This window comes from Deinococcus actinosclerus (assembly GCF_001507665.1).
GTDB classification, from domain to species: Bacteria; Deinococcota; Deinococci; order Deinococcales; family Deinococcaceae; genus Deinococcus; species Deinococcus actinosclerus.
On record NZ_CP013910.1, the window covers coordinates 1105409 to 1128710 of the forward strand.

General features: G+C 71.0%; 23 protein-coding genes, 1 other RNA gene and 1 pseudogene. 11 read left to right on the forward strand and 14 right to left on the reverse strand.

The window, feature by feature from the left end; genetic code table 11:
* Positions 1-75: 75 nt before the first annotated feature.
* Positions 76-1011 (reverse strand): hypothetical protein, encoded by a 936-nt coding sequence (locus AUC44_RS05345; RefSeq protein WP_062157716.1) that lies wholly within the window; start codon positions 1009-1011, stop codon positions 76-78.
* A 311-nt stretch (positions 1012-1322) separates the two neighbouring features.
* On the opposite strand from AUC44_RS05345, the gene AUC44_RS05350 reads away from it, so the two are divergent.
* Entirely contained in the window at positions 1323-1655 is a 333-nt protein-coding gene (locus AUC44_RS05350) for a hypothetical protein (RefSeq protein ID WP_062157717.1), read from the forward strand.
* 118 nt (positions 1656-1773) lie between these two features.
* Here AUC44_RS05350 and AUC44_RS05355 read toward each other — a convergent pair whose 3' ends face one another.
* Positions 1774-2706 carry a nucleoside hydrolase gene (locus AUC44_RS05355; RefSeq protein WP_062157718.1) on the reverse strand — a complete coding sequence of 311 codons (933 nt, stop codon included), beginning with the start codon at positions 2704-2706 and terminating at the stop codon, positions 1774-1776.
* 411 nt (positions 2707-3117) lie between these two features.
* Here AUC44_RS05355 and AUC44_RS05360 point away from each other — a divergent pair, with 411 nt between their 5' ends.
* Entirely contained in the window at positions 3118-5382 is a 2265-nt protein-coding gene (locus AUC44_RS05360) for a RelA/SpoT family protein (RefSeq protein ID WP_062159698.1), read from the forward strand.
* A gap of 83 nt (positions 5383-5465) precedes the next feature.
* A complete protein-coding gene (locus tag AUC44_RS05365) occupies positions 5466-6464 on the forward strand; it encodes a hypothetical protein (RefSeq protein WP_062157719.1) in 999 nt (332 codons plus the stop codon).
* A 5-nt stretch (positions 6465-6469) separates the two neighbouring features.
* On the opposite strand, the gene AUC44_RS05370 is transcribed toward AUC44_RS05365, so the two are convergent.
* The gene (locus AUC44_RS05370; protein WP_231724542.1) at positions 6470-7120 is read right to left on the reverse strand and encodes a YqjF family protein; all 651 of its coding nucleotides are present in this window, start codon (positions 7118-7120) and stop codon (positions 6470-6472) included.
* Positions 7121-7377: 257 nt separating this feature from the next.
* Between AUC44_RS05370 and AUC44_RS05375 the strand changes: the two genes are divergently transcribed.
* A complete protein-coding gene (locus tag AUC44_RS05375) occupies positions 7378-7836 on the forward strand; it encodes a PA2169 family four-helix-bundle protein (protein WP_062157720.1) in 459 nt (152 codons plus the stop codon).
* Between the two features lie 71 nt (positions 7837-7907).
* Here AUC44_RS05375 and AUC44_RS05380 read toward each other — a convergent pair whose 3' ends face one another.
* From AUC44_RS05380 to AUC44_RS05425, 10 genes are all read right to left on the reverse strand, one after another.
* Positions 7908-9554, reverse strand: a complete 1647-nt coding sequence (locus AUC44_RS05380; RefSeq protein ID WP_062157721.1) for a HAMP domain-containing protein — start codon at positions 9552-9554, stop codon at positions 7908-7910.
* A 76-nt stretch (positions 9555-9630) separates the two neighbouring features.
* Entirely contained in the window at positions 9631-10035 is a 405-nt protein-coding gene (locus tag AUC44_RS05385; RefSeq protein ID WP_062159700.1) for a DUF8082 domain-containing protein, read from the reverse strand.
* Complete coding sequence (locus AUC44_RS05390) at positions 10032-10883, reverse strand: hypothetical protein (RefSeq protein WP_062157722.1); 852 nt, start codon at positions 10881-10883, stop codon at positions 10032-10034. Before AUC44_RS05390 ends, AUC44_RS05385 begins: the two co-directional genes overlap by 4 nt.
* 243 nt (positions 10884-11126) lie before the next feature.
* Positions 11127-11771 (reverse strand): monothiol bacilliredoxin AbxC, encoded by a 645-nt coding sequence (gene abxC / locus AUC44_RS05395; RefSeq protein WP_062157723.1) that lies wholly within the window; start codon positions 11769-11771, stop codon positions 11127-11129.
* 79 nt (positions 11772-11850) lie between these two features.
* Positions 11851-12816: a class I SAM-dependent methyltransferase gene (locus AUC44_RS05400; protein WP_231724543.1), complete on the reverse strand. Its 966-nt coding sequence runs from the start codon at positions 12814-12816 to the stop codon at positions 11851-11853.
* A 93-nt stretch (positions 12817-12909) separates the two neighbouring features.
* Positions 12910-13827: a phospho-N-acetylmuramoyl-pentapeptide-transferase gene (locus AUC44_RS05405; protein ID WP_062157724.1), complete on the reverse strand. Its 918-nt coding sequence runs from the start codon at positions 13825-13827 to the stop codon at positions 12910-12912.
* Between the two features lie 36 nt (positions 13828-13863).
* Positions 13864-14703: a hypothetical protein gene (locus tag AUC44_RS05410; RefSeq protein ID WP_062157725.1), complete on the reverse strand. Its 840-nt coding sequence runs from the start codon at positions 14701-14703 to the stop codon at positions 13864-13866.
* A 41-nt stretch (positions 14704-14744) separates the two neighbouring features.
* Complete coding sequence (locus AUC44_RS05415; protein WP_110829143.1) at positions 14745-15203, reverse strand: hypothetical protein; 459 nt, start codon at positions 15201-15203, stop codon at positions 14745-14747.
* Positions 15204-15359: 156 nt separating this feature from the next.
* Positions 15360-15977, reverse strand: a complete 618-nt coding sequence (locus AUC44_RS05420; RefSeq protein WP_062157727.1) for a GNAT family N-acetyltransferase — start codon at positions 15975-15977, stop codon at positions 15360-15362.
* Between the two features lie 16 nt (positions 15978-15993).
* The gene (locus AUC44_RS05425) at positions 15994-16434 is read right to left on the reverse strand and encodes a 23S rRNA (pseudouridine(1915)-N(3))-methyltransferase RlmH (protein ID WP_062157728.1); all 441 of its coding nucleotides are present in this window, start codon (positions 16432-16434) and stop codon (positions 15994-15996) included.
* 381 nt (positions 16435-16815) lie between these two features.
* On the opposite strand from AUC44_RS05425, the gene rnpB reads away from it, so the two are divergent.
* Positions 16816-17250, forward strand: an RNA gene (rnpB, locus tag AUC44_RS05430) — RNase P RNA component class A.
* A 49-nt stretch (positions 17251-17299) separates the two neighbouring features.
* Here rnpB and AUC44_RS05435 read toward each other — a convergent pair.
* A complete protein-coding gene (locus tag AUC44_RS05435; protein ID WP_062157729.1) occupies positions 17300-17656 on the reverse strand; it encodes a DUF423 domain-containing protein in 357 nt (118 codons plus the stop codon).
* 243 nt (positions 17657-17899) lie between these two features.
* On the opposite strand from AUC44_RS05435, the gene mraZ reads away from it, so the two are divergent.
* The 6 genes and pseudogenes from mraZ (at position 17900) to AUC44_RS05465 (ending at position 23299) form a co-directional block, all read left to right on the forward strand.
* Positions 17900-18328, forward strand: coding sequence for a division/cell wall cluster transcriptional repressor MraZ (gene mraZ, locus AUC44_RS05440; RefSeq protein ID WP_062157730.1), 429 nt, complete (start codon positions 17900-17902; stop codon positions 18326-18328).
* A 59-nt stretch (positions 18329-18387) separates the two neighbouring features.
* Positions 18388-19302 (forward strand): 16S rRNA (cytosine(1402)-N(4))-methyltransferase RsmH, encoded by a 915-nt coding sequence (rsmH, locus tag AUC44_RS05445; protein ID WP_062157731.1) that lies wholly within the window; start codon positions 18388-18390, stop codon positions 19300-19302.
* On the forward strand, positions 19299-19670 hold the full coding sequence (locus AUC44_RS05450) for a hypothetical protein (protein WP_062157732.1): 372 nt from the start codon (positions 19299-19301) through the stop codon (positions 19668-19670). The genes rsmH and AUC44_RS05450 overlap by 4 nt, the downstream gene beginning before the upstream one ends.
* Positions 19661-20997: pseudogene (locus AUC44_RS05455) on the forward strand (peptidoglycan D,D-transpeptidase FtsI family protein). The gene AUC44_RS05450 and the pseudogene AUC44_RS05455 overlap by 10 nt, the downstream one beginning before the upstream one ends.
* Before the next feature lie 462 nt (positions 20998-21459).
* On the forward strand, positions 21460-22032 hold the full coding sequence (locus AUC44_RS05460; protein ID WP_062157733.1) for a 3D domain-containing protein: 573 nt from the start codon (positions 21460-21462) through the stop codon (positions 22030-22032).
* A 91-nt stretch (positions 22033-22123) separates the two neighbouring features.
* Positions 22124-23299 (forward strand): ABC transporter permease, encoded by a 1176-nt coding sequence (locus AUC44_RS05465; RefSeq protein WP_062157734.1) that lies wholly within the window; start codon positions 22124-22126, stop codon positions 23297-23299.
* Positions 23300-23302: the final 3 nt, after the last annotated feature.

Consider the following 23302-nt stretch of genomic DNA (forward strand, 5'->3'; position numbering starts at 1 on the left):
AACAGAGCTTCCCGGGCCGCCGCTGCATCAGAAAGGGCCCGTCCAGCTGGACGGGCCCTTCAGGGTGAACGGTGCTTAGCGGCGGGTGGTGGTGCGGGTGGTGGTGCGGGTGGTGGCGGCGCTGCGGGCGCCCATCACGCTGGCCCCCAGGGTCAGGCCGGCGGCGAGCAGCCACGCCCAGCCGGTGGTGCTGGCGGCGGTGCGGGCGGTGCGTTCGGTGGCGTCGGCGATCTGCTGGGCCTGCTTCTCCAGGCGGTCCACTTCGCCGGTCACGACCGTGCGGACTTCCTGCGCCTGCGCTTCGCTCAGGCCCTGGCGCTGCAGGCGGGTCACGAACTGCTCACCGGTCAGGGCGTTCTTGATGGCGGTCACGCGCGCCCCGGCGAAGTCGGTGATGTTGCTCAGGTCCTGCTGGCCCAGGTCGTACTGCGCGCGGCGGAAGATCCCGGTCACGACGTTGCTGGTGGCCTGCACCTGCTGCTCGTTCAGCTGGGCGTTGTTGTCGGCGATCAGGTTCACGATGTCCTGCTCGTTGATGCCGCTCACGAAGTCCTGCACGCCGCCGTTCTGGGCCGTGGCGGTCCCGGCGGCGGCGGTGGCGGTCGCGCCGGCCCCCAGGAGGTTGCTGGCGGCGCTGGTGGCGCTGCCGAGCAGGCGGCTGGCGCTGTTGAAGGCGAAGATGGTGCTCAGCAGGATGATCATGCCGGCCGTGACCAGACCGGTCAGGGTGGCGTCGTCGTGGGTCATGGCGGCGATGCCGTCGTCGTTGCGGGTGGCGGGCGCGGCGGCGCGCACGGCGGTCAGGCCTGCCACGTATGCGCCGACCAGGGCGGCGATGCCGGACCAGATGGCGGCGGCGATGCCGACGCCGGAGAGGGTCAGGCCGGTGAGGGCGGTGATGACGGTGCCCAGGGCGATCAGGGTGAAGGTGGTCACGAGGCCCATGACCATCCCGGCGAAGACACCCCGCCAGGAGAGGCGGTGGGACAGACGATCTGCGTTCAGAGTCATGCTGCTGATCCTAGAAAGTTCTCAGGTCAGTGACTGCTTTCCGGAAGATTGCCCCAAAAGCGCGTGAATGGTCGGTCAAGGCCCGGGTCACCCTCTGAAGCGCCTGAGGGGGCGGGCGCTGGGGCTGGTGGGCGTCAGGCACCTGAGCTGAGCGGCACCACAGCGCCGACTGCATCCGGTGCAGGTGATCAGGGAACACGTGCTGGAGCAGGTGAAGAGCGGATGAGCTGCCGCTGTGAGCGGGCCCTGCCCCGGCGTGAAGGGTGACCGGAGCCGGACGGGAGGTGAACGCCGCGCGCTATGGTGCCGCCATGGGTCGGAAGGAACGTGAGCAGGCCAGCTGGATCGAGGACACACAGACGGAGCCGCTGGACGTCTGCGTGCTGTGCGGACGCGAGGGCGAGATGACGGATCATCACCTCGTGCCCAAGTCGCAGGGACGCCGCCAGGGCGTGAAGCTGGGTGAGATTCCCACCGTGAAGATGTGTGCCGCCTGCCAGGGCTTCTTAGCCAAGACGTTCAGCAACGCGCAGCTGGCGAATGAGCTGAACACCGTGGAGGCTATCCAGGCGCGCGAGGAGGTGCAGAAGTTCGTGAAGTGGGTGCAGAAGCAGCCGCTCTCACGGGGCGTGCGCGTCCACTGACGGCCGCTTGTAGCCCTGCCCCAGCGCCTTCTGGGTCAGCAGGGCAGGGGAGGCGCCCGAGCAGTCTGGGTCGGGGGAGCAGTCAGCGCCGCTCCCCCTCACGGGACCGGTCTCCTGATCAGTACGTGGCGATGCGGTCACGCAGCAGCTCGAAGAAGCCGTCGGCGTTCACCCGGGTCATGACCTGGGCGTTGGGGGCGTTCCCGGTGACGTGCCAGAGGTCGGCGACGGTGCGGCCGTGGCTGGGGCCGCCGCTCAGGTCGATCTGGACATGCATGGGCTGCACGGTGAACAGGTCGGGGCGCAGCAGGTACGCGACGGTCAGCGGGTCGTGCAGCGCGCCGCCGTCCCAGCCGTAGCGTTCAAGGTGGTGTTCGGCGAAGAAGGCCAGCAGGTCCGCCACGAACGCGCCGGTGGGGGTGTCCAGGTCGCGGAACAGCTCCACGCGGGCGGGGTGGGCGATGGCCTGATGGGAGGCGTTCAGGCCGATCATGGTCAGCGGCACCCCGCTGCCGAAGACGACGTGCGCCGCGTGTGGGTCGGCCAGGGCGTTGAATTCGGCGGCGGGCGTCCAGTTGCCGGTGTCGGTGCTGCCCCCCATCCACACGACCTCCCGCACCAGGGGGATGATGTCCGGCGCGAGTCGGAAGGCCAGCGCCACGTTCGTCAGCGGTCCAGTGGGCACCAGCGTGACCTCGCCGGGGTGGGCACGCACGGTGCGGATGATGAACGCGGCGGCGTGCTCGTCCTCGGTGCCGCGCGTGGGCGCCGGCAGGTGCGGACCGTCCAGGCCGCTCTCGCCGTGCACCGCCTCGGCGCTGATCCGCTCCTGCACCAGCGGCCGGTCCGCGCCGGCGTAGACCGGCACGTCGGAGCGGGCGATCTGGCGGGTGATCAGGGCGTTGCGGGTGGTGCGCTCCAGGCCCACGTTGCCGAATACGGTGGTCAGGCCCAGCACGCGCAGCTCCGGGCTGGCCAGCGCCAGCAGGATGTTCACGGCGTCGTCGTGACCGGGGTCGAGATCCAGGATGACGGGGCGGGGCGTGGTCATGACCGTCAGTATGAGCGTTCGTGAAGGGACCTGTACCCGCCGGGGGGACGTCCTGCGCGGCCCGAACGTGAACTCATAGTAAGGTTGGTGCCATCTCTGTCAGGGGCAGGTCAGTACACTGGAACGCATGAAAGGCCTGCGCGAATTCGTTGACTGGCTGCGCGAGGTGCTGACCGGCAGCCCTCAACCTCAGCCGGTGCCGGTTCCCGTGCGTGTGCGCGAGCGCCGCTGACGGGCATCCAGCGTTCTCCCTGTTCTTCTTCCTGACGTGACTTTCCCGCCCACCCGCGTGGTGGGCGTTCTGCTGGCCCGCAGTCGGCGTGGACAGGTCCGGGCCGCGTCAGATTCGGGTGGGCGGGGGACGCTATGCTGCGGGGCGTGCAGGCAGGCGCAGCGGACAGCGACTATGGAATGGGAGAACTCAGGGCGCTGATCGCGTCCCGCCCCGAGGCAGACCGGGAGCGGGTGGAGGCGGCCTTCGTGTTCGCCCGCGACGCCCACGCGGGCGTCAACCGCAAGAGCGGCGAACCGTACATCACCCACCCGGTGGCGGTGGCGGTCATCCTGGCGCGGCTGGGCATGGACACCGACAGCCTGATGGCCGGGCTGCTCCACGACACCGTCGAGGACGTGGACGGCGTCACCTTCGAACTCGTCGAGCGGGATTTCGGCCCCGACGTGCGCCGCATCGTGGAAGGCGAGACGAAGGTCAGCAAGCTCAGCAAGCAGGGCTCGCAGGCGGCCGAGGTGCGCGAGTCCGGCCGGGACGTACAGGCCGAGAACCTCCGCCAGATGCTGATCGCCATGACGAGCGACATCCGCATCATCGTGGTCAAGCTCGCCGACCGGCTGCACAACATGCGCACGCTGGGCTCCATGAAGCCCGAGAAGCAGCAGCGGATCGCGCGCGAGACCATGGACATCTTCGCGCCGCTCGCGCACCGCCTGGGGATCGGGCAGATCAAGTGGGAACTCGAGGACCTGAGCTTCCAGTACCTCTACCCCGATGAGTACGCGTACCTCCAGTCGCGGCTGCGCACCCGCCAGGAGGAGCGCCAGACACTGATCGAGAACGCCGTGCAGCAGCTCCAGGACTCCCTGACCGACGATCTGGAGCTGCCGGAGTGGGTGTCGGACATCGACATCGCGGGGCGCAGCAAGCACCTGTGGAGCATCCACAACAAGATGCAGCGCGAGGGCAAAGGCCTGGAGCAGATCTTCGACCTGCTCGCCATCCGCGTGATCCTCACGCCGCGTGACCTCGTGGTGCCGCCCGGCACGGACGAGAAACGCCGCGAACGGGCCGAGGAGACCCGCGAGAAACGCATCTGCTACCACACGGTCAGCATCGTGCACAGCGTCTGGACGCCGCTGCCGGGCCGCTTCAAGGACTACATCGCGGTGCCCAAACCCAACGGGTACCAGTCGCTGCACACGACCGTGATCAGCCCCAGCGGGCAGCCCATTGAGGTGCAGATCCGCTCCCGGCGCATGCACGAGGTCGCGGAGTACGGCGTCGCCGCGCACTGGATGTACAAGCAGGGCAGCCAGCTCGCGCAGCGCGACCGCGAGAACTGGATCGCGCAGCTGCGCGAACTCCAGAACGAGATCAACGACGCCTCGGACTACATGGACGCCGTGAAGGTGGACATCCTGTCGCAGCGGGTGCGGGTCTTCACGCCCAAGGGCCTCGCGATCAGCCTCCCGGCGGGGAGTACCCCGGTGGACTTCGCGTACCACATCCACACCCGCATCGGCGAGACGACCGTGGGCGCGCGCGTGAACGGCTCCATCGTGCCGCTGTCGCACCGGCTGGGCAACGGCGACATGGTCGAGATCGTCACCAGCAAGAACGGCCACCCCAGCAAGGACTGGCTGAACTTCACGGTGACCCGCTCGGCGCGCAGCAAGATCCGCCACCACTTCCGCGCGCAGGAACGCAGCGAGGCCCTCCAGCACGGGCACGACCTGCTCGAACGCTACCTGCGCAAGCGGCAGCTGGCCGTGCGGCAGCTCATGCGCACCAAGCTGCTGGAGGACGCCGCGCAGAAACTCATGGGCTCGCGCAACCCGGACGACCTGTATCTGGCGCTGCACGCCGGGAAACTCACGCCCAGCGCCGTGGGCAAGGTCCTGTCCCCGCAACTGGCGCAGGAACAGGCGTCCGGCCCCAGCCGCCGCGCGCCCGTCCCCAGGGCGCCCGAACCGGGCGGCGTGTACGTGGAGGGCTTCAGCACGAACACCAAGCTCAGCCAATGCTGCACGCCCATCCGGGGCGATCAGGTCATGGGCTACCTGACGCGCGGGCGCGGTGTGAGCGTGCACCGCATCGACTGCCCGAACATGATCCGCCTGCTGAAGGACGAGCCGGAACGCTGCGTGGCCGCCTCGTGGGAGGCCGGCACGCCGGGCAGCGTCCTGGTGGACGTGGACGTCATCGCGCCCGACCGCGCCGGGCTGCTCGCGGACGTGCTGGGCATCCTGGCGCGCGAGAAACGCAGCCCCACCAAGGTGGAGGCCGTGGTGGGCCAGGAGGAGATCGCCGTGATCCACCTGCGCCTGAACGTCGCCGGGCACGGCGACCTGGAGGGCATCCGCCGCGCGATTCTCACGGTGAAGGGCGTGCAGGACGTGATCCGCGTGGGCGGACGCAAACGCAACGGCGCCAGCGCGTAACCCGCCTCTGTCCCTGGAGGGCCGCCGGATACGACCGGGGGTCCTCCCCTCCGCGCCCTGACCTGCTGCTCTAGACTGCGCGCATGCCTCAATCCACGCCCGGCCCGCGCCCGGCCCCGCTGCTCCTCCTGCCGGACCTGGGCGACCTGCTGCGGCTGCACCCGCAGGTCAACGCGGCCACCGTCACGGAACTTCTCGCGCACCTGGGGGCCCGTGAGGTGCGCTGGGCGTCCGGCGCGGACGCGGACCACCCGCTGCGGGACGCCCTGCCCGCCGCCGGGATCACCCTGGACGACCTCCCGCTGCCCGACTGGGCCTGGGCGGACGCCGAGCATGAGCAGCTGCTGGGCTTCCTGAATCAGTACCCGCAGGGCCGCGAGCGGCTGCGCCGGGCGCAGGCGGCGGAACAGGCGCTGGCCGCCCTCGTCACCGCGCCGCTCGACCCGGCCCGGCTGCTGTCCCGAGCGTTCCTGGCCGAGGTGGAGGCCACCCGCGCGGAGGTCCGCGCCGCGCTGGACGAGGGCCCCGGCACCCGCTGGCGTCAGCGCCGCCTGGACGACCTTGCCGCGAGTCTGGACGGGCAGAGCGGCGTGACGCTGGTCCCGCTGGATGACCTGCCCGCGCTGCTGGAGCGCCTGCCCGGCGCGGCCCTGCCCGACCTCACCGGCTTCCAGCCGGGCGAGGCGAGCCGCCTGCGCGCCCTGGCTGACCGGGCGTGGCAGCTGCGCGACGAGGACGACCTGAACGCGCTGCTCGCCGCGCTGGACCGCGAGGCAGGCGACCGGGTCACGCCCCGCGCGGAACTGGACGCCGCCGCCGCCAACATTCACCTCGCGGTGGGTGACCTGCCCGGCGCGCGCGGGCGGCTGGAACGCGCCGCGCACGCCCTGGCCGACGGCCAGCCCCGCAGCCTCGCCGGTCTGGTGCTGGCCCGGCTGGGTCAGGTGCGCGACGCGCTGGGAGACCGGGAGCTCGCGCAGCGCACCTACCGCGCCGTGCTGGCCCTGAGCTACGCCCCGCAGGTGGCCCGCGCCGCCGCCGAGGACGGCCTGCGCGAGCCCTTCGCGCTGCACCTGACCTGAGTCGGTCAGCGCACGCGCTCCAGCCACCAGGCGGTCACGTCCAGCCGCCCGGCGTGCAGCAGGTGCGGCGCTCCGCTCAGGTCAAAGTGCTGGGCGGCGCCCAGGGTGTTCACGCGGATCTCGGCCTGCGCGCGCCGCAGCGGCCACGGCCGGTGGTGGATCTGTCCCCGGTACACCCGGCCGGCCGGATCGGCGCTGAACAGCCGCAGGCGATCCGTGAGCCACGCTTCCAGGCTGTCCGGGGCGGGGGAGAGGGGCGGCCCGACCGGGCGGTACGCGCCCGCGAACGCGCCGGGCCCGGTGCGCAGGTCGGTGCGGACGCTGGCGTAGCGCGTCACGCCCCCCTGCCGGTCCACCCACATGCGCGCCTGCCGGTAGGGCAGGTGGAAGAACGTGCGGGCCAGCGCCGCCGCCAGCGGCTGAGTCACGTCCAGCGAGTAGAACCACACGCCGCTTTCCCCGTTCACGCGGACATAGGTGCGCAGGTTCAGCTCCGGAAAGGCACTCAGGCCCGGCACGGCAGGCACCAGCCGGGGGGCCACGTCCGCCATCCGGAAGGGCACGACCCCCACGTACGCCTGCCCGTCACGGGTGTCGACCTCCACCCCGGGGGGCAGCGTGGCCTGCACCAGCGCCGGCGGCACCGGCCAGTGCATGAAACAGAGGTCCAGCCATTGCATCCGCAGTACCCAGGGCGTCATCCGGCCCAGTGCACCACAGCGGGCCCGCGCTGACCAGGGCCGCGCGGCCCGCATGTGAACTCCCGCAAGGGCAGCCCAACCCTGCGTGAATGCCGCCTTGGCCCTGCTATCAGGTGCCGCCTGTCTGCCTCTTCTAACCTGACGGCGTTCACCCCACGAGACGGTCCCCCGGCGTCCTGCCGGCACCCCGTGGGTCCACAGGAGGCACCACCATGACCATGAGCAACGAGAACGTCCTCGACAAACTGCAGTACCTCCTCGGTACCCTGCGCGACGGCCAGAAGGGATTCGCTGACGCTGCCGAGCACGCCACCGATCCCAGCCTCAAGAGCCTCTTCTCCGAGCGCAGCGCCCAGCGTGCCCAGCTTGCCAGTGAAGTCGAGGCCCACATTGGCCGCCTGGGCGACAAGCCCCGCGAGGGCGGCAGTGTCGGCGCCGCGCTGCACCGCACCTGGCTGAACGTCCGTGACGCCCTGACCGGCCGTGATGACACGGCTGTCGTCGCCGAGGCCGAGCGCGGCGAGGACGTGGCTGTCGAGAACTACCAGGACGTGCTGAAGGCCGAGGGGCTGCCCGCCGACGTGCGCAGCTTCGTCGAGGGTCAGTACGCCAAGGTCAAGGCCAGCCACGACCAGATCCGCGACATGAAGCGCAGCATGGAAGCCCGCTGATCGAGCGGCCCTGAATCCCAAGGAGGTCGCCCCCCGCGCTGCATGCGGGGGGCGACCTCCTTGGGGCTGCCTCAGTTGGTACGGCGGCGACGGCGCAGGCGCTCCATCGCGGAATCCAGGCTCAGGCGCATGCGCTCCAGGGCCTGCGCGAGGTCACCGATCTCGTCGTTGCGCTCGGCGCGCACCGGGCGGCTCAGGTCACCCATGCTGATGGCGTCGGCCACGCGCACGAGTTCCTCGATGGGCTGCACGACCGCGCGCGCGGCGCGCAGGGCCAGATAGGCCGCGATGGCCAGTGCCAGCAGCGACACGAACATCACCAGGAACAGCGTGCGTCGCAGCGCCGCCTGCGGCTGCCCGTTCTCCACGCCCACCGCGACGGTGTACAGGACGTTGTCCGCGTCGGCCTCGCTGGCCCGCTCGCTGCTCACGACGCGCCGGCCGTCCTTGCTCATCACCGTGATCTGCTGGACGATGTAGTTCACGTTCGTGACGGCCTGGTTGCTGGGATCGGCGGCCAGCTTCTCCAGCTTGTCCACGTCGTTGGCGGTGCCGCCCATGGTGCGCATCTCGGTGGCCTGATCGCGGTACAGCTTGGCGGGCGAGATGCTGTCCCTGAACACCGCGCTGTTGGGGTTCTCAACCAGCCAGTTGCTGACCTGCGCGTTCAGCAGGTCGCCCACCTTGGGCGTCTGGCTGGAGAAGTAACGGGAGCCGTCGCGGAGTTCCACCTGCACGAAGCCCACGCTGGAGTTGTTCACGAGGGCCTGCAGCTGCGGGTCGATGCTCTGGCTCCCGCGCGTCGGGTCAATGTTGCTGGCGACGGCCACCGCCACCGCCTGCGCGTTGCGCTGCACCAGATTCTGTTGCAGGTTCGGCAGGGTCAGGGCCAGCACGCCCAGCGTGAGCAGGCTGGAGACGCCCAGCGGCACCAGGGCGCCGACGGTCATGCGGTTGCGCAGGCTGCTGCGGCGCAGCTTGGGCTGCGTGTCCGTATCGGGCAGGGGCGACACGATCGGGCCCAGGCCGGCGCTGCTGGGCACGGCGGCGACCTCCGGGGTGGTGGGGGCGGGCGTGGCGTCGGTCAGGGTCAGGGCGCCGGTGAAGTCGGACCAGACGTCCGCCTGCTCGGCCGGTTTGTCCGGCGTGACCAGCGGCGCCCCGAAGGCCGCGGCGAAGGGGTCGGCCGGTTCCGGTGGGGGCATCAGGGCCGTGGCGGTCTCCGCGGCGAACGGCGAGGGGGTGCCGCTCGCCGTGGGGGGCGGCGCGCCGCCCCAGGCCGGGGGCATGAACTCGCCCGGCAGCGAGCTGGAGGGCGGCGCGGCGAACGGATCGGGCAGCGCGCTGCCCAGATCGACGTCCGGCCAGATGCCCGAGACCGACATGGGCGCGTCCGTCTGACTGGGCGCCAGGGGCGCGTCGTCCAGCCCGCTCTGCGGGGCCGGTCGGGTGGGCCCCAGGCCCTGGAAGGGCTCGCTGATCACGCTGGTTTCCTCGCGTACCTCTTCCAGGAGCACGTCGGCCCCGACCGACTGGAACAGGCCCAGCAGCAGTTCGGCCCGCGCCCGGCCGGTGGGTTTCATCAGGCGGCCGGTGCGGCGGTCGCTGAGGCGCTGCGCCTGCTCGCCGGTCAGGCCGAACCGGTCACGCAGCTGCTGCTCCAGTTCCGCTTTGCGTTCGGGGTTGACGGGCTGTCGAATGAGAACCGTGTACTTCATGGCTGTGCTCCAGGGGTCAGTGCGTCCAGGGACTGTGAGGGGGCAGGAAGAGGCGGGCGGACAGCGGGGGCGCGGCTCACGTCACGCCCCGCTCGCGCAGCAGCCGGGCGAACAGCTGCACGCGTTCAGGGGTCAGCTGACGGGCCAGGGCCGACAGGGTGGCGTTCAGGGTGGCGTGGTCACCCAGGTCGTCGAGGACCTCGTCGACCATGACGGCCGCCATGGGGCCCACCACGCCCGTCAGGCACTGGCTGATGCGCTCAGCCAGGTCGTCGCTGATGGGCAGGTCGCGCTGCGTGGCGCGCGCGATCCACGCGGCGGCGGCGTTCAGGCGTTCCTGGACGTCCGGGACGGTCATGCCGGCCAGCCGGGCCACCTCGGAGATGTCGCGCTGGCCGTCCACGTGGTGCATGACGCGCCACACGCTGAAGGGCAGCGGGGTGCCGTCCTGCAGTCCGTCCGGCCAGACCGGTGCGCTCACGGGGTCTCCAGGCCGGCCGCGGCCCACTCGGGCCGGTCACGCAGGTTCGTGATCGGCAGGTCCACCAGCCGCACGCCCAGCCGCGCGAGCACGCCACGCAGCGCGGCGCTCAGCGCGGGGCGGAATTCCTCCACGGGCACGTCGTCCTGCACGGTCAGGTGCCCGCCCTGCAGGGTCACGTCCTGCGCGAAGGGGTCCAGGCAGGGGTGCTGTTCGGCCAGACGGACCGTGACCTCCTGCCACGTGGCGTCCAGCGGGTGCGCGCCGTGCGTGGCGGCCAGCAGGTCCTGCCAGAACCGGAGCAGCCCGGCGCGGTTCGCTTCCGAATTCGGGGCGAACAGCCATGCGCCCGCGCCCTCGGCGGGGAGGTCGCCGGACACGTGCCGCCCGGCCAGCCAGTAACTGCAGGCCGCGCCGCTGAGCATCAGGCCGTGGTAGTGCTGGGCCTCGAGCACCGGGCGCGCGGCGGGCCACGCGGCCGGTGCGGGGCGGCCGTCCACGTCGCGGGTCGTCCAGAGCAGGTCGACCATGCGGGCCGAGAGCTCCGTGAGGCTGACGCGCGCGCGGGGCAGGCCCTGCATGACCGTGGCCCAGTTCACGGCCTGACCGGCGTGCGTGTAGCCGCCGAGCAGGCTGCCCTGATGCCACAGGAAGCGCGCCCAGCGTGGTCCCTGCCAGGCGTCGAAGGCGCCGGTGAAGCCCTGGCCCTGCCGGAGGGCGAGGTCGGCGGTGACTTCCGTCCAGGGGTAATGATCGGTGCTCAGGGCGCTGTAGACGGCGGCGTCCTGCGGGATGGGGACAGGATGCGTCAGTTTCGGGGGCGCGGTCGGGACAGTTGAATCAGGCATGCGACTTCCGGGTGAGGTCAGGACGAGGTGGCGATCCGAGTTCTGGCTGGACTCCTTTAGGGATACCCCATCATGACACCCGCTGGCGTCTTACGTGCCGCTTACAGCTGTAAAAAACCTCACTTGAGGGTCGCGCCGGGTACGCGGTGCGACGGCGGCGCCGGGGCCCGCCGAGGTCAGCGTGGGAGGACGCAGCAGGACGGAGGCCCGCTGGATGAGCAGCGGGCCTCCGGGAGCGGCAGATCAGTTCAGTTCGGTCAGCAGGTCCTGCACGCGGGCTTTCAGGTCCCCGCGGCCCTGGGGAGCGCCCAGCTGGTGCAGCCCGCCGTGGTACGCGTCGGGATCGCCGAACAGGCGCGAGAGCAGCTCGAATTCACGCTGGCTGCGCAGGCTGGCGTCGTCGCGGAACATGTTGACGTACTGGTCCTGGAAGGCCCAGTCGCTCAGCTGCCCGTCAAGGTAGGCGCGCATCAGGCGGCGGTAGGGTTCCACGTTGTCGTCGGTGGCGACGTTCGCCACGCCCTCACGGACCGGCACCTGGGCCTCGAACACCGGGGCCAGCGCCTGCGGGGTGATGTCCCAGTTGTTCACCTCGAACTGCGGCTCTCCGTCGCGGAACAGGATCAGCTGCGGGCTGTGGTGCTGGATGCCGGTGAGCTGCGCGACGTGGTTGCTTGCGGGGCGCCAGTCCACCACGCGGATGAAGCCCACGGGCAGGTCGTGGCGCTGCAGGAAGGTTTCCAGCACCCCGAAACCCTGCATGGTCTTGTGGCAGGTCCCGGCCTTGAACACGGCGGCCAGCGGGTACTCGCTGAGGAACTGATCCACTTCCTCGGGGGTGGTCAGGGGCACGAGCACCTGCGCTTCGTTCTGAGCGGCTTGCGTCATGCACCCAGCATAGCGCCCGCTTTAGAAAACGAAGTGAGGTGAGGCACAAGGCCCCCGCCCTCCTGCTGGGCGCCCCACGTCAGTCCAGCTGCCAGGCGTGCACCTTGAGGTGCCGCGCGCCCGGGTAGTCCTCGCCCGCGCCAAAGCGAGTCTGCGCCGCGCCGCGCCGCCCGGCCGCGTCCAGGCCCGCCGCCGCCATGCGCCCGAACGTCGCGCCGTTCACGCCTGCGTGGTTCAGCAGGGCGAGCACCTGTCCGCCCGGCGCCGTGACCCGCGCCGCCTGCGCCATCAGCCGCGCGTAGTCCCGCTCCGAGCGCCACACACCGGCCTTGCCGCGCGCGAAACTGGGTGGGTCGAGCACCACCAGATCGAACGTGTCCCCCCGGCGCTCCAGCCGCGCGAGCCACTCGAACACGTCCCCGAACAGGAAATCCGTGTCCGGGGCGCCCAGGCCACTCAGGGCGTAGTTCTCCTGACCCCACGCCAGCACCTTGCGCGACAGGTCCACGTTCTTCACGGCCGCCGCCCCGCCCAGCGCCGCGCTCAGGCCGAAGCCGCAGGTGTACGCGAAGGTGTTCAGCACCCGCCGCCCCCCCGCGTTCGCGCGCACCCAGGCCCGCGCCGGGCGGGCGTCCGTGAACACCCCGATGCTCAGGTCCGCCCCGGGGCGGATCAGGAGCGGCACCCCGGCCTCCAGCGCCGTCAGCTCGGGCCGCGCCTCGCCCCACACCGGGTCCGGGGGGGACAGGTCCTCGCGGGCCACGTTCGCCGCGTGCCGGGCCTCCACGGGCCGCCGCTTCAGGTACACCCCGGCCAGCCCCGCCGCCTCGCCGCAGGCCGCCGCCAGCGCCGCCTCGTCCGGCGGGCTCAGCGGCACGTACAGGCTGAGCACCCCGGCGTCCCCGGCGACGTCCAGCGTGAACTGCCCGCCCGTCTCGGTCAGGTGCGCGGCGCGGTACACGGTCGTGCCCGACGCGGGCAGCGCGGCGCGCGCCGCAAACAGGCGAGTCAGGTCAGGCAGGTGCAGGGGGTGGTACTCGGTCACACCCGAGTCTAGCGGCCTCACTCCTGAAACGGGCGCGGGCGGGGGAGAGGTCGTCCCCTCGCCCCGCCCGATCTCGGCGCCCCGCTGCCGGTCCTACGGCCGCCCGCCGAGCAGCCACCACACCAGCGCCGTCGCGACCGCCGTGACCATCCAGAAGCGCACCGTGACGTGCGTCTCGGGCCAGCCCACGTCGGGATGCTCGAAGTGGTGCTGGATCGGGGACATCTTGAACACCCGCTTGCCGCGCAGCCGGAACGACGCCACCTGAATGACCACGCTGAGGACCGCCACCACCGGGATGATCGCCGCGACCGGCAGCAGCCACACGTCCGCGTACAGCACGTACGCGCCCGCCGCGACCGCCCCGATCGCGTGGCTGCCCATGTCCCCCATGAACACCCGCGCCGGGTGCGCGTTGAACCACAGGAAGCCCAGCAGCGCCGCGACCAGCAGCGCACTGACCGGGGACAGCGCCAGCAGCGGCAGCAGCACGATGATCGCCACGCCGCCCAGCAGGCCGTCCAGGCCGTCGGTGAAGTTGAAGGCGTTCACGCTGCCCACCATGACCAGCGTGAGCAGGATCACGTCCCCCACCGGCCCCAGCCCGGGCACCAGTTCGTGCGAGGCGAGCGGCGCGGCGAAGTACGCGAAGACCAGCCCCACGATGAACTGCAGCGGGAACTTCTCGCGGGCCAGCAGTTCCTTCTTGCCACCCACCATGCGCGAGCGGACCTTGAGCAGGTCGTCCACCCCGCCGATCACGCCCATCGCCAGCGCCGCGAGCATGATGAGCAGTTCCCGGGGGCCGCCCGCGTGCCCGGTGAAGTACAGCGGGAAGAACACGGCCGTCATCGCCAGCACGAACGGCACCCCGCCCGCCGTGGGCGTGCCTTCCTTCTGCTGGTGCGCGGGGCCGTCCTTGCGGATCGGCTGCCCCCAGCCCCGCGCCTTGCTGGCACGGATGAACAGCCCCACCAGGAACCACGACAGCAGCGCCGTGACGACCATCATGGCCGCACCGCCCGGAACGCACTCAGTCTCGACATCTCAACCGGGGAGCCTACCACGCGCGTCCAGCGCCGCCGGCCCTGCCAGGGCCGCGCCGGCCTCCCGCCGCACCTGCCCGGCCAGGGGGAGGGCGCCGGCCCACTCCGGGAGGCGCAGCTCCTCCAGCAGATTCAGCAGGCCCAGCGCGGCGCCGGGCGTGCCGTCCAGACCGGGCAGGCACGCGCCCAGGTGCGCCGCGAGACCCGGGTAGCGCGCCTCGAAGCGGCGTTCCAATCCGAACGCGTCCGCCCAGCCCGGCGCGGGCGGGGTCGCGTCGGCCGCCAGCGCCAGCGCGTGCCCCAGCGCGTACACCTGCGTGAACTGCCACGCCGAGAGCCGCTCCCCGCGCCGGAAGCGCCGCACGCCCACGAGCAGGTTCGTCAGCGCCTCGCCCAGATGATGCGTCCGCGCCGCCGCGTCCAGCCGGGCCGTGGCTGTCGCCGCCGGCCGCCGGCGCAGCGGAAGGTCGCGCGGGGCGTCCGGCGCCAGCCAGACCACCCGCGCGTTCACGAACGACGCCCCCCGCAGCGCCGCCTCGTCGAACACCGCGAACTCGCCGTACACGCCACCCTCGAACAGCACCTTGAACCCGTCCGGCGTGTTCCGGAACGCCTGGACCAGCCCGTCCCCCAGCCAGCCCAGGTCCTCCAGGAGCGCCCGCACCTGACCGTCCCGGGCCACCACGAAGAAATCCAGGTCCGAGAACTGATCCATCCGGTCCAGTTCCGCCCCCACCGAGCCCAGCCCGAGCAGCGCCAGCGCCCGTCCGGACGCGGCCAGGCCGCCGGCGATGAGGTCCAGTCGGTGCAGCAGGGCGGCCACGGCGTCGGGCGAGGTCATGCCCCGTTGTAGCGCACCGTGGGCCTGCCCCCACCGCCGGATCAGTTCGCCAGGTAGCGGATGAAGTCCCGCATCTCGTTCACGCACGCTCCCGCGTCCTTCAGGGCGGCGCTGCCCGTCACGGTGCGCAGCACGCCCCGGTCGCTGAGGTACAGCTGACTGATGCGGTAGGTCTGGCCGGCCTGCTGGTAGTCGTAGGCGGCCAGCACGCCCCAGGCGCCGGCCCGGTCGACCGGCTGAGTCACCACGGCCCTGACGCTGCGGCCCAGGCTGCCCTGCAGTTTCAGGGCGAACGCGCGGGCGTCCTCGGCGTTCGTGAAGGTGGGAAAGGCCTGCCCGGAGCGCTCCTCGCGCATCAGGCAGGCGCCGCTGGCATCCGTCCAGTAGTTCGCGTCGCCATTCACGGGCGTCCAGCCGGTCAGGGGGACGATCAGGGCCTGCGCCGGGCACAGCAGCGCGGCCAGCACGGCAGCCAGTCGGGCGGGGAGGCGGCGGGTCACGCGGGTCAGTGTACCGAACACTTTATGGCAATCTTGCGGCATTTCTCATGCCATCAGCTGCCCATCAGATCAGTTCGGGGGCGGTGTAAGCAGCGGCTGACGGGATTCCAGACAGAAGACGCTCCGGGCACAGGAGAGGTGCTCCGTGCGCCAGCGTCAGGGCAGCCGCGCGCGGAGCCCCGCCCGCACCGCCGGCCACTCCGCGCGCAGCACGCTGAACATCACCGAATCCCGCGCCGATCCATCCGGCAGCACCTGATAGGCCCGCAGCACCCCCTCCTCGGTGGCCCCCAGGCGCCGCATGGCCCGCAGGCTGCGCTCGTTGCGGGCGTCCACCTTGAAGTGCACGCGGTTGGCGCCCAGCACCTCGAAGGCCCGCGCCATGACCAGTTCCTTGGCGTCGGCATTCACGCCGGTTCCCTGCGCCTCGGGCAGCAGCATCGTGCCGACCTCCACCCAGCGGTCGGCCACGTTCACCTCGCTGTAACTGACGCGCCCCACCACCCGCCCGGACGAGAGCGACCGCACCGCGAAGTTCACGCGGCGCGGCAGGGCGTTCAGCCGCGTCACGTACTCCCCCCACGCCGCCGGGGTGTTGGCCGCCGGGCCGCCGCGCGCCAGGAACCGGATGGTGTCGTCGGTGGCCCCGGCGCTCAGGTCGGCCCCGTGCTCGGGGTGCAGGCCCTCCAGGGTCACCAGCCGCCCGCGCAGGCTCGGGGTCTCGAACCACTCGGCGTCCGGGGCCGGCAGGGTGGGGGGAGTCGCGTCGCTCATGGTCCCACCCTACCCCTCAGCCCCGGTGGTAGGGTTCGCCCGCGCTGATCGTGCTCGCCCGGTACAGCGCCTCGGCCAGCACCACCATCGCCAGATCGTGCGGGAGGGTCAGCTGCCCCAGGCCCCACAGCAGGTGCGCCCCGGCCCGCAGGTCGTCGGTGTGCCCGTCCGGCCCGCCGATGGCGAAGGCCAGTTCGCCCACGCCCGCCACGCCCTGCGCGTCCAGGTACGCGCTCAGGCCCTCGGACGTGAACTGTCGCCCGCGCGGGTCGAGCAGCACCAGCGGCGCGCGCCCGGCGGCGCGGCGCACCGCCTCGCTCTCCAGGGCCTGGGTTTTGCCGGTCACGCGCGTCACCTGCACCTTGTGGTAGCGGCGCAGGCGCTTCTCGTACTCGTCCCAGCCGGCGCGCGCGTACGCCAGTTTCGGTTCTCCCACGGTGATCAGGTGGATTCTCAACTTGCCCTCTCCCTGCGGCGCGCGTCCTGATGCCGGACGTCCCGCCCGTACCAGTGTGCACCGAAGGCGCCCCGGTGCGCTTCAGGGCGCACCCCTCCACTCGCGCAGCCGGCGGCCGGCGGCCCGGTTCAGGCCCGGCGCCGCCGCTGTCCCCGGCTGGCCTGAAGGCCATTCAGGGCAAGGCCCGGCGCGAAGGCCAGGATGCCCAGGAGTCCCAGCGCTTTCAGGACCTCAGTAGAGGCATGTGGAAGGTGCCAGTGCGGGTGCCGGCCCGCTGCTCTCCCGGGCAGGTACCCACCAGGACGCGGACGCTGGAGGGGCGACGGTCTCCTCGGTGCCTCCGGCGCGGCCGGGCGGCGGGGTCTGCTATGCTCCGTTCTTGCGGGGGAATGTTCGGCCGCGCCTGGGCGTGAGTCCGGGTGAGGAAAGTCCGGGCACCGCAGGGCAGGATGCCAGCTAACGGCTGGTCGGCGAGTCAAGCGCCCACTGCGCGCGCCTGCGCGGGGGTGGCGGCGAAGCCGAAGGACAGTGCCACAGAAACCAGACCGCCACCTGCTGGCGTGCAGAACGTGAAGCCCCGGCGCGGGCGGGCAGGTGGTCAGGGTGAAACGGTGCGGTAAGAGCGCACCAGGCCCCCGGGAGACCGGGAGCGCTGGTAAACCCCATCCGGTGCAAGACCCGACAGCGCGCGAGGGCGGCCCGCCCGTTGACCGCCAGGATGGTCGCTTGAGGCGCGCGGCGACGCGCGTCCCAGAGAGATGGCCGAACAGCCACGTCAGTGGCGGACAGAACCCGGCTTACAGTTCCCCCGCACCACACGAACAGGCCGCCTCCGGGAAACCGGGGCGGCCTGCTTCCTGACGGGTTACTGCTCCTTCTTCACGTCCAGCGCCGCCAGCACGAACCCGGCGATCATCAGCGCGCCGCCGAGGGGCGTGACCGCGCCCAGCACCTTCACGCCGCTCAGGGCCAGCACGTACAGGCTGCCGCTGAAGACGGCGGCCCCGGCGAGCAGGAAGCCGGGCGCGCGGCGCTGACCGGGCTGGGTGCCCAGCGCGAGCAGCGCCAGCGCGGCGTACATCTGGTAGCGGGCGCCGGTCTCGAAGTTGGCGAGCATCGCGGCGTCCAGGCGGGGTTTCAGGCCGTGCGCGGCAAAAGCGCCCAGGGCGACGGCCAGCGCGGCCAGGATCGCGCCGCTTCTCAGGGTGCGGGAGGGGGTCATGCGGGCAGCGTAGCGGGTGGGCGCCGGGGTGGGTGTCCTGTCCGGCTGTGGGGCCCCAGTGGGAATCCGGGACCACCTGTGGGGGGAAGCGGGGGAGACGGTGGGAATCGGTGGTAAATCGTGGTGGTGGCTGTTACACTCGCCGCATCAACCGAAATGCGTTTAGCTCGTGTTCACGGTTGACCGTGACCGCCTGTCCGGCCACCTGGCGTGGTGGGAACGGGTGGGGACAAGAGGAGACGTGTGCCGTTTGGAGAGTACCCCTATACCATCGACGACAAGGGCCGAGTGGTCATGCCACCCGCGTTCCGTGACTTCGTGGAGGACGGGATGATCCTGACGCGCGGCATGGAGGGCTGCCTGTACGTGTTTCCGCTGTCAAGCTGGAAGCGCGTGGAGGAGCAGCTCGAGGGCCTGCCGCTCACGGACGCGCAGTCGCGCGCGTTCGTGCGGTTCTTCTACTCCGGCGCGAACAAGGCGCGACTGGACAACCAGAGCCGCGTGTCGGTCCCGCAGACCCTGCGGGCCTTCGCGGGTCTGGACAGCGAGGTGATCGTGGCCGGCGCGCCCGGCCGCCTCGAACTGTGGAATCCGGCGCGCTGGGAAGCGGCCATCACGGCCGTGCAGGACAACCCACCCCAATCCGACCTTCTCACGAACTTCGTGGCGTGATCCCCATGACTGACCCTGATTTTCCCACTGACCTCCCCGCCTCCCCCCACGGGGACGCGATGCAATCCGCCGCCGACCCGTTTGACCCCGACCTGACGCCCGGCGCCGCCGGGGACACCCTCTCACACGTGCCGGTCCTGGCCGCCGAGGTGCTGGAGATGCTCCAGCCCGCGCCCGGTAAGGTCTTCGTGGACGGCACGCTGGGCGGCGCCGGGCACACCGGGCTGCTGCTCGCCGCGGGCGCGACCGTGTACGGCATCGACCAGGACCCCTACGCGCTCAGCCGCGCGCGTGCCGCGAACCCGCAGGGCCTGACCGTCCTGGAAGGCAACTACCGCGACATGGCCCAGCTGCTCGCCGGGGTGGGCGTGACGCAGGTGGACGGCGTCCTGCTCGATATCGGCGTCAGTTCCTTCCAGCTGGACGACACGGGACGCGGCTTCTCGTACCACACCGAGGCGCCGCTGGACATGCGCATGAGCCAGTCCGGCGAGAGCGCCGCCGACGTGGTGAACGAGTACGACGCCGAGGAACTGGCGTCCATCATCTACGAGTACGGCGAGGACCGCCTGTCGCGCCGCATCGCGCGCGCCATCGTGGCCGCCCGTGAGCAGGCGCCCATCGAGACGACCGTGCAGCTCGCCGACATCGTCAAGCGCGCCTACCCCGGCTTCTCGAAAGGCATCCACCCGGCGCGGCGCACGTTCCAGGCGCTGCGCATTCACGTCAACGACGAACTGGGCGCCCTGCGCGACGGGCTCGCGGCGGCCGAGACGCTGCTGGCGCCCGGTGGGCGGCTGGCCGTCATCAGCTTCCACTCGCTTGAGGACCGCATCGTCAAGCGCTTCCTGCTGGGCAGCGAGGGGCTCGAAGCCCTCACGAAACGGCCCGTGGTGGCCAGTGAGGAGGAACAGTCCGGCAATCCCCGCGCGCGCAGCGCGAAACTGCGCGGGGCCCGGCGGGTGACGGCGTGAGGGCCTGGCCGAAGTTCGATCCGGACCTCACCCTGCCCACCTGGCGGGCTCGCGCCGTGCGGTACCTGCTGATCTACGTGGCGCTCGTCGTGGCGCTCGTCAGCGTGCGCGCCTCGACGAGTAACGTCCGCAGCCTGCTGCGCGAGGCCCAGGGCCAGGAACAGACCCTGATCACCCAGCGCGACAACCTGGCGCTGCAACTGCAGGAACTCGAGGCCCCGCAGCGGATTGGGGCGTGGGCGAAGGCCAACGGCATGCAGCTCTTCGCGGTGGCGCCCAAGGACACGGCGGACATCGCCGGGGTGCAGGCCGCGCCGGTCAGGTCGGCCCAGCCCCGCAAGGTGGAGGTGAGGACGCAGTGGAAGTGAAGATCCGGACCCGCTCGGCGCTGATGCGCCTGATCGCGCTCGCCATGTTCCTGACCCTGGTGTGGGCCTACGCGCAGCTGGAATGGGGGGCGCCGCAGGGCGTGCGGCAGCGGGCGGTGCAGGCGCGCGGCTCCATTCTCGCGGCGGACGGGCGGGTGCTGGCGACCAGCGTGAACGGCAAGCGGGTGTACCCGCAGGGCACGCTGGCCGGGCAGCTGCTGGGCATGATGGGCGACACCGAGGGTCTGGAGGGCCTAGAGGCGGCGTACAACGGCGCGCTCACCTCGGGGCAGAACCTCAAGCTGACGCTCGACACGCAGATCCAGGCGGCGGCCGAGGCGGCCCTGGCCAAGGCGGTGCCGGAACACGAGGCCGAATACGCCTCGGCGCTGGTACTCGAGACCCGCACGGGCCGCGTGCTGGCGGCCGCCAGCTACCCGCCCTTCAATCCGAACGAGTGGAGGAAATACAGCCAGGAGGCACGCCGGAACCGCCCGTTCCTGGACGTCTTCGAGCCGGGCTCCACCATCAAGGCGCTGGTGGTGGCCGCCGCACTGAACGAGGGGCTGACCACCCCGAACACGCTGTACAGCACCCCCATGAGCCGCTTCGTGGGTGGCCGCTGGGGCAGCCGCATCGGGGACGCGGTCGCTCATCCGTCCACCCTGACCACGCAGGGCATCCTGCGCTACAGCAGCAACGTGGGCATGAGTCACATCGTCGAGCACTTCGAGCCGAAGGACATGCGCGGGTACCTGTCGCGCTACGGCTTCGGGCAGGACGTGCAGATTCCGGTGATTCCCGCCGGCACCGGTCAGCTGCGCCCCCTGTCGGAATGGGGCGATCTGGTGCGCGCCACGAACGCCTTCGGGCAGGGCATGAGCAGCACGAACCTGCAGCTCGTCTCGGCCTTCAACGTGCTCGCCAACGACGGTCAGTACGTGGCGCCCAGACTGGTGGAGGGCGCGGGGGCGTGGAGCGGCGCGAGGTGCTGCGGCCCGAGGTGGCGCGCACCACCCGGCAGCTGCTGCTCAACGTGATCAACGAGGGCATCTTCTCGCAGGCCGGGATCAAGGGCTATGACCTGGCGGGCAAGACCGGGACGGCGCAGGTGGTCGTGGACGGGCGCTATTCCAGCACGGTGTACGACAGTGTGTTCGCGGGCTTCCTGCCCGCCGAGGCGCCGCGCGTGACGATCACGGTGATGGTCCACGGCGCGAAGGTGCGGCACCACGGCTCGCAGCTGGCCGCCCCGATCTTCCGGGAAATCTCGGCGCAGGTGCTTTCCGGGTGGGGCGCCGTCCCACATGCCCAGAACGAAGAATGAGTGTGCAGTGAGAGTCGGTGTGGAGCTGGCTGGCCGGTCAGCTGACATTGATAGCCCTCTCACCCTTTCTCAGTTCAGCAGCGTGATCTGACTTGCTATCTGACGCAGGCGCGACCCCCTGGGGGGTCGCGCCTCACTGTTTGGGTGCCAGGAGGCGACGTATACCGTGAGAAACTAAATGAGAGCATTAGAACTTATCTCATTTTCTATATGCCCATAAATTGAGAGAAAGTAGATTTATTTATACTCAGTCAAGAAAATAAACGTATTTATAATGAGTTAATAAATGTGAATATCTTAGAAAGTGCCCATAAATGGGCCGTACGCTCATGCCCAGGTTAAGCGAAGTCTTTACTCCTGACCCCCAGGTTTCGCAGCAGTGAAGTAGCAGAGAAACCGCGCAGCACAATGCCCCATCACCATCGCCAGGCACGTCCTCTGTCGTGCCTGACAGGAGAGTTCATGTTTCAAGCCATCCAGCGCCGCCTGCACGCCCTGATCATCGCCGCCCTCGGCCTTGCCGGCGCCACCCCCGCCCTGCCTGCCAGCACCGTCGCCACCGACGCTGTCCGCGACGCCCTGACCCAGACCGCCCCCAGCCAGACCAGCGCCCAGCAGGCCGCCCAGAGCCAGGCCGCGCAGAACCGCGCCGCCGGGATCGCCGCCACCCAGCAGGCCAGCGACACCGTCGCCTACACCCCCATCCGTGGCAAGACGGCCATCGCGCGCAGCACCGCCTACAACAGCACCCCCGGTCAGACGGACGCCACCCCCTACATCACCGCGACCGGCACCCGCACCCGCCCCGGCGTGATCGCGCTGTCCCGCGACCTCCTGCGCGTCTTCCCATATGGCACCCGCGTGATCATCGAGGACCTGAGCGGCAAGTACAGCAGCATGCTCAAGAACCGCGTGTTCATCGTCGAGGACACCATGGCCGCCCGCAAGACCAACTCCGTGGACGTGTGGATGCCCACCCGCAGCGAGGCCCTGAACTGGGGCGCGCGGCAGATCCGCATCACTGCCGTCCGCTGACGCGCGCCTCCCGGACCGCCGCTTCCAGCCTCGGGGGCGGCGGTTTCGCGTTGCGGCCCACGCCGGACAGCGGGTGCTATCCTCCCCTGTCATGACCTCCGCCCCCGATCGGACGCTCGCGTGGACGCTGGCGCTCGCGCACCTGCGCCGCCGCCGCACCCAGAACGTCCTGACCATCCTGGGCATCGCCGTGGGCGTCATGGCGCTCATCGCCGCGCTGAGCCTCACCAACGGCTTCACCCGCGCGCTGGTCAGCGCCACCCTGCGCGCCAGCCCGCATCTGAGCGTCACCGCGTACAGCCCCAGTGGCCCCAGCCCGGACCTGGAACAGGCGATCCGCGCCGACGCCCGGGTGCAGGCCTTCACGCCCTTCCTGGCGGACAAGGGCCTCCTGACCCGCCCGGCCAGTGACGGGCGCGCCGCCGGAGTGGACTTCACCACGCTGTTCGGGGTCGGCCGGGACGCCGCGCGGGTGCTGGATCTGCCCCCCGAGGAACGCCTGATCCTGGGCACCCTGAAAGACGGCGAGGTCATGCTGGGCGCCGCCCTGGCCCGCAGCGTCGGCGCGTTCAGCGGCGAGGAGGTGCGCCTCCTGAACAGCAGCCAGCGCCGCACCACCCTGAAGGTCCGGGGCGTGTTCCAGACCGGCAACTACCTGATCGACTCCGCCTACGCCTTCACGAACCTGAAGACCCTGCAGGCCGTGCAGGGCACGGCGAACATCACCGGCTACCAGCTGCGCCTGTTCAACCCGGACCTCGCGCCGCGCGTCGGGGACGACCTGACCCGCACCCGCGCGTACAGCGCGCTGCCCTGGCAGAGCCTGTACGGCACGCTGCTCGACCAGCTGGCCCTGCAGAAGCGGGTCATCGCGTTCGTGGTGCTGCTGATCGTGGTGGTCGCCGCGTTCGGCATCGCGAACGTCCTGACGCTGGCCGTGTTCGAGAAGACCCAGGAGATCGCCATCCTGCGCGCCATCGGCGCCACCCGCCCCCTGATCACCCGCGTGTTCCTGATCGAGGGCCTGATCCTGGGCTTCGGCGGCCTGCTGCTGGGCAACGTCCTGGGACTGGGCATCAGCGCGTACTTCACCGTGCGGCCCTTCACGCTGCCCGGCGACCTGTACTTCATCACCACCCTGCCGGTCGAGGTGAAATTCACCGACATCCTCGCCGTGAACGCCATCGGGCTGACCACCACCCTGCTCGCCGCGCTGATCCCCGCCCGGCGCGCCGCGAGCGTGGAACCCGGCCGGATCATCCGCTGAGCC

What these genes read in the sequence shown, in the direction of transcription:
- AUC44_RS05345 (WP_062157716.1), bottom strand. Translation starts at nt 1,011, where the DNA reads ATGACTCTGAACGCAGATCGTCTGTCCCACCGCCTCTCCTGGCGGGGT.
- AUC44_RS05350 (WP_062157717.1), top strand. Translation starts at nt 1,323, where the DNA reads ATGGGTCGGAAGGAACGTGAGCAGGCCAGCTGGATCGAGGACACACAG.
- AUC44_RS05355 (WP_062157718.1), bottom strand. Translation starts at nt 2,706, where the DNA reads ATGACCACGCCCCGCCCCGTCATCCTGGATCTCGACCCCGGTCACGAC.
- AUC44_RS05360 (WP_062159698.1), top strand. Translation starts at nt 3,118, where the DNA reads ATGGGAGAACTCAGGGCGCTGATCGCGTCCCGCCCCGAGGCAGACCGG.
- AUC44_RS05365 (WP_062157719.1), top strand. Translation starts at nt 5,466, where the DNA reads ATGCCTCAATCCACGCCCGGCCCGCGCCCGGCCCCGCTGCTCCTCCTG.
- AUC44_RS05370 (WP_231724542.1), bottom strand. Translation starts at nt 7,120, where the DNA reads ATGCACTGGCCGGTGCCGCCGGCGCTGGTGCAGGCCACGCTGCCCCCC.
- AUC44_RS05375 (WP_062157720.1), top strand. Translation starts at nt 7,378, where the DNA reads ATGACCATGAGCAACGAGAACGTCCTCGACAAACTGCAGTACCTCCTC.
- AUC44_RS05380 (WP_062157721.1), bottom strand. Translation starts at nt 9,554, where the DNA reads ATGAAGTACACGGTTCTCATTCGACAGCCCGTCAACCCCGAACGCAAA.
- AUC44_RS05390 (WP_062157722.1), bottom strand. Translation starts at nt 10,883, where the DNA reads ATGCCTGATTCAACTGTCCCGACCGCGCCCCCGAAACTGACGCATCCT.
- abxC (WP_062157723.1), bottom strand. Translation starts at nt 11,771, where the DNA reads ATGACGCAAGCCGCTCAGAACGAAGCGCAGGTGCTCGTGCCCCTGACC.
- AUC44_RS05405 (WP_062157724.1), bottom strand. Translation starts at nt 13,827, where the DNA reads ATGATGGTCGTCACGGCGCTGCTGTCGTGGTTCCTGGTGGGGCTGTTC.
- AUC44_RS05410 (WP_062157725.1), bottom strand. Translation starts at nt 14,703, where the DNA reads ATGACCTCGCCCGACGCCGTGGCCGCCCTGCTGCACCGACTGGACCTC.
- AUC44_RS05420 (WP_062157727.1), bottom strand. Translation starts at nt 15,977, where the DNA reads ATGAGCGACGCGACTCCCCCCACCCTGCCGGCCCCGGACGCCGAGTGG.
- AUC44_RS05435 (WP_062157729.1), bottom strand. Translation starts at nt 17,656, where the DNA reads ATGACCCCCTCCCGCACCCTGAGAAGCGGCGCGATCCTGGCCGCGCTG.
- rsmH (WP_062157731.1), top strand. Translation starts at nt 18,388, where the DNA reads ATGCAATCCGCCGCCGACCCGTTTGACCCCGACCTGACGCCCGGCGCC.
- AUC44_RS05460 (WP_062157733.1), top strand. Translation starts at nt 21,460, where the DNA reads ATGTTTCAAGCCATCCAGCGCCGCCTGCACGCCCTGATCATCGCCGCC.
- AUC44_RS05465 (WP_062157734.1), top strand. Translation starts at nt 22,124, where the DNA reads ATGACCTCCGCCCCCGATCGGACGCTCGCGTGGACGCTGGCGCTCGCG.